At 64.0% G+C, this 8,199-nt stretch carries 7 protein-coding genes and 1 pseudogene; 2 read left to right on the top strand and 6 right to left on the bottom strand.

Features of this window, described 5'->3' with window-relative positions:
• Positions 1-285 precede the first annotated feature (285 nt).
• Positions 286-2,073 (top strand): monovalent cation:proton antiporter-2 (CPA2) family protein, encoded by a 1,788-nt coding sequence (locus ACPZMI_RS05325; RefSeq protein WP_186669852.1) that lies wholly within the window; start codon positions 286-288, stop codon positions 2,071-2,073.
• Positions 2,074-2,163: 90 nt separating this feature from the next.
• Here ACPZMI_RS05325 and ACPZMI_RS05320 read toward each other — a convergent pair whose 3' ends face one another.
• From ACPZMI_RS05320 to ycaC, 3 genes are all read right to left on the bottom strand, one after another.
• A complete protein-coding gene (locus ACPZMI_RS05320; protein WP_081255182.1) occupies positions 2,164-2,448 on the bottom strand; it encodes a HigA family addiction module antitoxin in 285 nt (94 codons plus the stop codon).
• Positions 2,449-2,716: 268 nt separating this feature from the next.
• Positions 2,717-3,535 (bottom strand): alpha/beta fold hydrolase, encoded by an 819-nt coding sequence (locus ACPZMI_RS05315; RefSeq protein ID WP_426351822.1) that lies wholly within the window; start codon positions 3,533-3,535, stop codon positions 2,717-2,719.
• A gap of 114 nt (positions 3,536-3,649) precedes the next feature.
• On the bottom strand, positions 3,650-4,279 hold the full coding sequence (ycaC, locus tag ACPZMI_RS05310; RefSeq protein ID WP_054893711.1) for an isochorismate family cysteine hydrolase YcaC: 630 nt from the start codon (positions 4,277-4,279) through the stop codon (positions 3,650-3,652).
• Between the two features lie 134 nt (positions 4,280-4,413).
• Between ycaC and ACPZMI_RS05305 the strand changes: the two genes are divergently transcribed.
• Positions 4,414-5,325 (top strand): LysR substrate-binding domain-containing protein, encoded by a 912-nt coding sequence (locus tag ACPZMI_RS05305; RefSeq protein ID WP_186711876.1) that lies wholly within the window; start codon positions 4,414-4,416, stop codon positions 5,323-5,325.
• 3 nt (positions 5,326-5,328) lie between these two features.
• On the opposite strand, the gene ACPZMI_RS05300 is transcribed toward ACPZMI_RS05305, so the two are convergent.
• From ACPZMI_RS05300 to ACPZMI_RS05290, 3 genes and pseudogenes are all read right to left on the bottom strand, one after another.
• Positions 5,329-7,167, bottom strand: a complete 1,839-nt coding sequence (locus ACPZMI_RS05300; RefSeq protein WP_186670025.1) for an amidohydrolase — start codon at positions 7,165-7,167, stop codon at positions 5,329-5,331.
• Positions 7,168-7,367: 200 nt separating this feature from the next.
• Positions 7,368-7,919 (bottom strand): antibiotic biosynthesis monooxygenase, encoded by a 552-nt coding sequence (locus ACPZMI_RS05295; protein ID WP_186669860.1) that lies wholly within the window; start codon positions 7,917-7,919, stop codon positions 7,368-7,370.
• Positions 7,920-7,977: 58 nt separating this feature from the next.
• Positions 7,978-8,199: pseudogene (locus tag ACPZMI_RS05290) on the bottom strand (hydrolase); the annotation flags it as partial.

Here is an 8,199-nt window from a genome sequence, read left to right as displayed (position 1 = left end):
TTTCGTCTCGGCGGGGGGAGGGGGCAACCGTCGGGGGTGGGAAGCAGCGTTCAGGATTTGGAGCCTTTGCAGCCCTCAAGGGCCTCTTCGCGGGCAAGCCCGCTCCTACAAATGTGGGAGCGGGCTTGCCCGCGAAGAGGCCCTTGAGGGCTGCAAAGGCTCCAAATCCTGAACGCTGCTTCCCACCCCCGACGGTTGCCCCCTCCCCCCGCCGAGACGAAAATGCCTACCGTCCCCGGCGCCTGCTCACACAGCGCTTCATCCAAGCCTCCTGGAGTTCTACCCATGCCACATGAAGGCAGCATCCTGCAGACCGCAGTGATATTCCTGCTTGCCGCCGTCGTCGCCGTGCCCCTTGCCAAGCGCCTGCAACTGGGTGCCGTCATCGGCTACCTGCTGGCTGGCGTGGCCATCGGTCCACAAGCGTTGGGCCTGATTCGCGACACCGAGAGCGTGGCGCACATTTCCGAACTGGGCGTAGTCCTGCTGCTGTTCATCATCGGCCTCGAACTTTCCCCACGACGTCTGTGGCTGATGCGCAAGGCGGTGTTCGGCGTGGGCCTGGCACAAGTGGTGCTGACCGGCGCGATCATCGGTGCCATCGCCCTGTTCGGCTTTGCCCAGTCCCTGCCAGCGGCGGTGGTGCTCGGTCTGGGCCTGGCGTTGTCATCCACCGCACTGGGCCTGCAGAGCCTGGCCGAAAGCAAGCAACTGAACGCCCCCCACGGGCGCCTGGCCTTTGCCATCCTGTTGTTCCAGGACATTGCCGCGATCCCGCTGATCGCGCTGGTGCCCCTGCTGGCGGCCAGCGGCCCGGACACCAGCCACGGCGACAGCATCGAACATGGCCTGCGGGTGTTCGGCAGCATCGCCATCGTCATCGTCGGCGGCCGCTACCTGCTGCGCCCGCTGTTTCGCATCGTCGCCCGTACCGGCCTGCCGGAAGTGTCCACGGCCACCGCACTGCTGGTGGTGATCGGCACCGCCTGGCTGATGGAGGAAGCCGGCATTTCCATGGCGCTGGGCGCGTTCCTCGCGGGCCTGCTGCTGGCCGACTCCGAATACCGGCACGAGTTAGAGTCGCAGATCGAACCGTTCAAGGGCCTGCTGCTGGGGCTGTTCTTCATCAGCGTCGGCATGGGCGCCAACCTTGGCCTGCTGCTGGAGGCACCCGCGCTGCTGCTGGGCCTGACCTTGCTGCTGGTAGCAGTGAAATTGCCACTGCTGATGCTGGTCGGGCGTGCGGTGGGCGGGCTGAACAACCTGAGCGCGCTACGCCTGGGGCTGGTGCTGGCGGCAGGAGGTGAGTTCGCCTTCGTGGTGTTCAAGCTGGGCAAGGACCAAGGCTTGTTCGACACCTACACCTACGATCTGCTGCTGATGACCATCACCCTGTCGATGGCCCTGACGCCGATGTTGCTGCTGGCCAGCTCGCGCCTGATCAAGCGCCCGGCGCCAGCGCGCGAAGTGCCGGAGCAATACCGCACGATCCAGGCCGACGCCCCGCGCGTGGTGATCATCGGCATGGGCCGCATGGGGCAGATCGTGGCGCGTATCCTGCGGGCACAGAAAGTCTCCTTCATCGCCCTGGATACCTCGGTCGATGCCATCGAGATGACCCGCACCTTCGAACAGGCCCCGGTGTTCTACGGCGACCCGATGCGCCCCGAGGTGCTGCATGCGGCCAAGGTCGGCGAGGCCGAGTACTTCGTCATCACCACCGACGATCCGGAAGCGACCATCCGCATCGCCGAGCGGGTCAAGCATGAGTACCCGCACCTGAAAGTGATCGCCCGGGCGCGTAACCGCCAGCACGTGCACAAGTTGCTCGACGTCGGCGCCGAGCCGATTCGCGAGACCTTCTACTCGAGCCTGGAGATGACCCGCCTGACCCTGATCGGCCTCGGCCTGAGCGAGACCCAGGCGGCAGACCGCATCCAGCGCTTCACCGAGCACGACCAGCAGGTGCTGGAGGCACAGGGGCGGGTTCGCGATGACCGGGCGAAGGTGATGCAGACGGCCAAGGAGGCCAGGGTGGAGCTGGAGCGGTTGTTCGAATCGGATAGCGACTGAGTTGTATGCCGCAGGGGCCTTCATGCAGCCCCTGCGGCGACACGACACCTGCACGACGACGAGCCACGAAGGGTGAAAATCAACTTCGGTTCAAGCAAATCCCAGCCGCGCGATAGGCGGGTGCTCACGATGAGCAGCCTGCCACAGATCATACGCCGCCTGCTCTGCCAGATATTGGCGGGCACTGCCCAATCCAGCCAACTCAAGCCGGTACGCAAGATCGGCGGAGATAGCTGCGCGCCCGTTCATCACAGTGGACAGTTGACCTCGGGAATAACCGAGATGGCGAGCAAGCGCAGAGACACTCAGGCCAATCGCCGGCAGGACATCCTCGCGCAACGCTTCACCCGGATGGGGGGGGTTATGCATGGGCATGACAATGCCTCCTAGTGATAGTCCAGATAGTCCACAAGCTCTGCATCCGTGCCGACAAAGCGAAACACCAGCCGCTCTACACAGAACGCACAATTCTGGAGGGGGGGTGTTCCGGAAGGGAGTTTCAGCTTTCCGTCAAAGGCGTGAGAGCCTTCCTATCCAATGGCATGACCTGATACCTGCGAAAACCCGCCACACAAACAGCAAAAAGGGCGACTGTCTCCAGTCGCCCTCGATGCCGCAGTCACGCAGGCCAGCCCTCAGCCGGTCACCTCGCCAGAAACGCCAGCAAGTCGTCGTTCAGTTGCTGCGCGTGGGTCACGGCAAAGCCGTGTGGTGCGCCCTGATACACCTTCAACTGCGCCCCCTCGATCATCTCGGCGGCTTTCTTGCCGGTTGTCTCGAACGGCACGATCTGGTCGTCATCGCCGTGGATCACCAGGGTCGGCACATCGATTTTGGCCATGTCCGGGCGGAAATCCGTTTCAGAGAACGCTGTCACGCAGTCGATGGTGCCTTTGAGCGAGGCCAGCAGGGCAATGTTCAGTGTCTGGGCCTGCACGCCCTGCGAGACTTTCTGCCCGTGGTTGATGCCATAGAACGGCGCGGCGAAGTCGGAAATGAACTGCGCGCGGTCGGCGCGCAGGCCGTCGCGGATGCCGTCGAATACCGACTTGTCGACACCCTCGGGGTTGTCGGAGGTCTTGATGAACAGTGGCGTCACCGCACCCAGCAGAACCAGTCCGGCCACGCGCTCGCTGCCATGCTTGGCGATATAGCGGGTGACATCGCCGCCGCCCATGGAGAAGCCGACCAGGGTGACGTCACGCAGGTCCAGATGCTCGATCAGCTGGGCGATGTCATCGGCGAAGGTGTCGTAGTCGTAACCGTTCCACGGCTGGCTGGAACGCCCGAAGCCGCGGCGGTCGAAGGCGATGGTGCGATAGCCGCGGCTGGCCAGGAATTCCATCTGGCCATCCCACATGTCGGCGTCCAGCGGCCAGCCGTGGCTGAACAGCACGGGCTTGCCGCTGCCCCAGTCCTTGTAATAGATCGCGGTGCCATCGCGGGTAACTAGTGTGCTCATGTCGGAATCTCCTGAAAGTCGGGTAGGTCTGGATCTTGAGTACGGGGCGCGAGGAACATTCCATCGCACAGCTGGCCGGTCGGCCACGAGGCGTGCCGACCGGCCATGGGTGGGTCACTTGCCAGCGGTGAGAGCGTTGTAGCTGGTGATCAGGTTGCGATAGTCCGGGATGTGGTTGGAGCACAGCGCGGCCAGGCCTTCGACGTCGTTGCGCCAGTCGCGGTGCAGCTCGCAGGCCACGCCGAACCAGGTCATCAGTTGCGCACCGGCAGCTTCCATCCGGCGCCAGGCGGCGTCGCGGGTCATCTCGTTGAAAGTGCCGGAGGCATCGGCCACCACGAATACTTCGAAGTCCTCGGCCAGGGCCGACAGCGCCGGGAAGGCCACGCACACTTCAGTTACCACACCGGCGATGATCAGTTGCTTCTTGCCGGTGGCCTTCACCGCCTTGACGAAGTCTTCGTTGTCCCAGGCGTTGATCTGGCCAGGGCGGGCGATGTAGGGCGCGTCCGGGAACAGTGCCTTGAGCTCTGGCACCAGCGGGCCGTTGGGGCCTTGCTCGAAGCTGGTGGTGAGGATGGTCGGCAAGTTGAAGAACTTGGCCAGGTCGGCCAGCGCCAGCACGTTGTTCTTGAACTTGTCCGGCTCGATGTCACGGACCAGCGACAGCAGGCCTGCCTGGTGGTCCACCAGCAGTACGGCGGCGTCGTCTTTGTTCAGGCGGTTGTAGGTGAATTGGCTCATGGTCTGTACTCCCAAATGTGTCTTCGATGTGCGGTAGGTGGGGTAGTGCGCGTTGATGAGTACAGATTAAAAACATCACCTTTGATGCGGTAGACTGCAAAAATTGTCTGTAGCGTTCTATCTGGAGAACGATCTTGGAAGACCTGAATTCCCTCTATTTCTTCACCCAGGTCGTCGAGCATGGCGGCTTCGCCCCGGCGGGCCGGGCGCTGGACATGCCCAAGTCGAAACTCAGCCGGCGCATCGCCGACCTGGAAGACCGTCTTGGCGTTCGCCTGCTGCACCGTACCAGCCGCCACTGTTCGCTGACCGAGATCGGCCAGGCCTACTACAACCGTTGCCTGGCCATGCGTGTGGAAGCCGAGGGCGCGGCAGAGATCATCGAGCGCAACCGCAGCGAACCACGTGGCCTGGTGCGTATCAGTTGCCCCACTACCCTGCTCAACTCGTGGGTCGGGCCGATGCTCACGCGCTACATGCTCAAGTACCCACAAGTGGAGCTGTTCATCGAAAGCACCAACCGTCGCGTCGACCTGTTGCATGAAGGCTTCGATGTGGCGCTACGGGTGCGCTTCCCGCCGCTGGAGAACACCGACATGGTGATGAAGGTGCTGAGCAACAGCACCCAATGCCTGGTGGGCCATCCATCGTTTCTCGCCCAACTGCCCGAGGGTTTCGAACCGCAGATGTTGAGCACGCTGCCGAGCCTGCACTGGGGCGCGGCGCAGCAGAAGTATCAATGGGAGCTGTTTCAGGGGGAGGACATGGCGCGCAAGCTGGTGATCGCGCACACGCCGCGCATGGTCACCGATGATCTGTTCGCGCTGCGGCATTTCGTGGTGGCGGGGGTGGGCATCGCGCACTTGCCGCGGGTGGCGGTGCGCGAGGACCTGGCCCAGGGGCGCCTGGTGGAGATGTTGCCGGCGTGGCAGCCGCGCTGCGGGATCGTCCATGCGATCTTCCCGTCGCGGCGCGGGCTGCTGCCTTCGGTGCGCTCGCTGATCGACCATCTGGCCGAGGAGTTTGCGGTCAGCGATATGGCTTGAGCGTCAGAACGCGAAGCAGGAGCAGCCCAGCGCTCCCCAGAAGCCCTGATAGTCGCTCACCGGCACGCTCGAATGCCGAGCCTTCTCATGGCTGTGCGCATGCACCCCGCACGGCCCGACGCACTGGTGTACCGCCGCAGCCAGCGGCGCACCGGCCCGCCAGTGGCCCGGCACCTTGGCCACCGGCGACCACTCGGGCACCACCGGAATCTGCGCCGGGCCGAGCTTGTCGAACTCCGCCGCGCCGTACACCACCTTGCCATCCACCACCGTCAGCACCGACTCGATGCTCTTGATCGCCTCTTCCTCGACGCTGAAGAAGTCCAGCGACAGCGCCGCCAGGTCAGCCAACTGCCCGACCTTGATCTGCCCCTTCTTGCCCTGCTCGCTGGAGAACCAGGCACTGCCATGGGTGAACAGCTCGAGCGCCGTGGCGCGACTCAGGCCTTCCGGGTACAGCTCCAGGCCGCCGACGGTCTTGCCGCTGACCATCCAGTACAGCGAGGTCCAGGGGTTGTAGCTCGACACCCGGGTGGCATCGGTGCCAGCACCCACCGGCACGCCCTCGGCGAGCATGCGCTGGATCGGCGGGGTTTTCTCTGCAGCCTTGGCGCCGTAGCGGTCGACGAAATACTCACCCTGGAAGGCCATGCGGTCCTGGATGGCAATCCCGCCATTCAACGCCCGCACCCGCTCGATGTTCTTCGGCGAGATGGTTTCGGCGTGGTCGAAGAACCACGGCAGGTTGTTGAACGGGATATCGCGGTTGACCTTCTCGAACACATCGAGCATGCGCGAGATGGACTCGTCGTAGGTGGCATGCAGACGGAACGGCCAGCGCTGCTCGACCAGGTGACGGATCACCGGTTCGAGTTCCTCTTCCATGGTCTGCGGCAGGTCCGGACGCGGCTCGAGGAAGTCCTCGAAGTCGGCGGCGGAGAACACCAGCATCTCGCCAGCACCGTTATGGCGCAGGAAGTCGGTGCCGCTGTGGACCTTGACGCTTGAAGTCCACTTCTTGAAGTCGTCCAGTTCTTCCTTGGGTTTCTGGGTGAACAGGTTGTAGGCGATGCGCACGGTCAGTTGGTCGTTGTCGGCCAGCTGCTGGATCACCGAATAGTCATCCGGGAAATTCTGGTAGCCGCCACCGGCATCAATGGCGCTGGTCAGCCCGAGACGGTTGAGCTCACGCATGAACTGGCGGGTCGAGTTGACCTGGTACTCCAGCGGCAACTTCGGCCCCTTGGCCAGGGTGGCGTAGAGGATGGTCGCGTTGGGGCGGGCGATGAGCATGCCGGTCGGGTTGCCGAACTTGTCACGCTGGATTTCGCCACCGGGCGGGTTGGGCGTGTCCTTGGTATAGCCGACGGCACGCAATGCGGCGCGGTTGAGCAGGGCACGGTCGTACAGGTGGAGGATGAACACCGGCGTGTCAGGCGCTGCCTGGTTGATTTCTTCGAGGGTAGGCATGCGTTTTTCGGCGAACTGGAATTCGTTCCAGCCACCCACCACCCGTACCCATTGCGGCGTGGGTGTGCGCAAGGCCTGCTCCTTGAGCATGCGCAGGGCGTCGGCCAGCGACGGCACGCCTTCCCAGCGCAGTTCGAGGTTGTAGTTCAGGCCGCCGCGGATCAGGTGCAGGTGCGAGTCGTTCAGGCCGGGGATCACCGTGCGCTGCTTCAAGTCGATGATCTGCGTGCTGTTGCCCTTGTGGGCCATGGCCTCGGCATCGCTGCCCACGGCGACGAAGCGCCCGTCCTTGATGGCCACGGCGGTAGCTGTGGGGTTTTCACGGTCGACGGTGTGCAGCTTGCCGTTGAACAGAATGAGGTCTGCGGTCATGGGATCTCCTGAAATGTCGGCATGGGCGGAATCGGTGAAGGGCAGTGCGGACCAGAGCGCGCCGGCCGCACCGAGCAGGGTGCTGTTGGCGAGGAAACGGCGGCGGCTCTTGTCGGTGGGATCCTGGTTCATGGTGCTCTCCGTCCGGTGGGGTGATCGGCAGGCGATTGAACGCTAGCACTGGATCGTCAGGCGTGCGCTCAACGGCGCAGCCATCCGGCGCAGCGGCGCGTCACCCACGGCATGATGAAGAACACCACCGGGAGGATGACGCACAGGTTGACCAGCAAGTTGCTGGCCAACGGCCCGCCCAGCGGCGGCACCTTTGCGAACAGCGGCGCCAGCAACTGGGGCACCAGCAGGGTCATCGGGCAGATCACCAGATAAGTGAGCACCGCCTGCTTCCAGCGCGCAGGCTGTGTGGCTGGCGTGCTGGACGGGGTGAACCAGAACTCCGGATCGTCGTGGATACGGGTCTGGTCACCCTCTTCCAGCAGCGGCAGCACTTCGGCGACCAGGCGCTGGCGCTCCGGTGAATCGACCCAGGCACGCAGTTGCCCTGCATCGGCAAAACGCACCACGGTGGTGAACTGGCCGCCATTGTCATCCGGACGAATCACGTTCACGTCCAGATGACCAGGCTGGCGGCGGGCAACACCGACGGTACGACGCAACCAGGTCTCGTAGTGCGCCAGGGCATCGGCCCGGACTTTGTGTTGGATCACCAGGGTGACCACGCTGCTGTTGTTCATCGCTGAATACCTGAGCAAAATTTGACCAGGCGCCGTGGGTGGCGCCTGGCGGGGTGGGTCACTTGCCAGCGGTGAGGGCGTTGTAGCTGGTGATCAGGTTGCGGTAGTCCGGGATGTGGTTGGAGCACAGCGCGGCCAGCCCTTCGACGTCGTTGCGCCAGTCGCGGTGCAGCTCGCAGGCCACGCCGAACCAGGTCATCAGTTGTGCACCGGCAGCTTCCATCCGGCGCCAGGCGGCATCGCGGGTCATCTCGTTGAAGGTGCCGGAGGCATCGGCCAC

The sequence above is a fragment of the Pseudomonas wayambapalatensis genome (genome assembly GCF_049942315.1).
In the GTDB taxonomy this organism is placed as follows: Bacteria; Pseudomonadota; Gammaproteobacteria; order Pseudomonadales; family Pseudomonadaceae; genus Aquipseudomonas; species Aquipseudomonas wayambapalatensis.
This window is presented reverse-complemented; position numbering and strand designations above follow the sequence as displayed.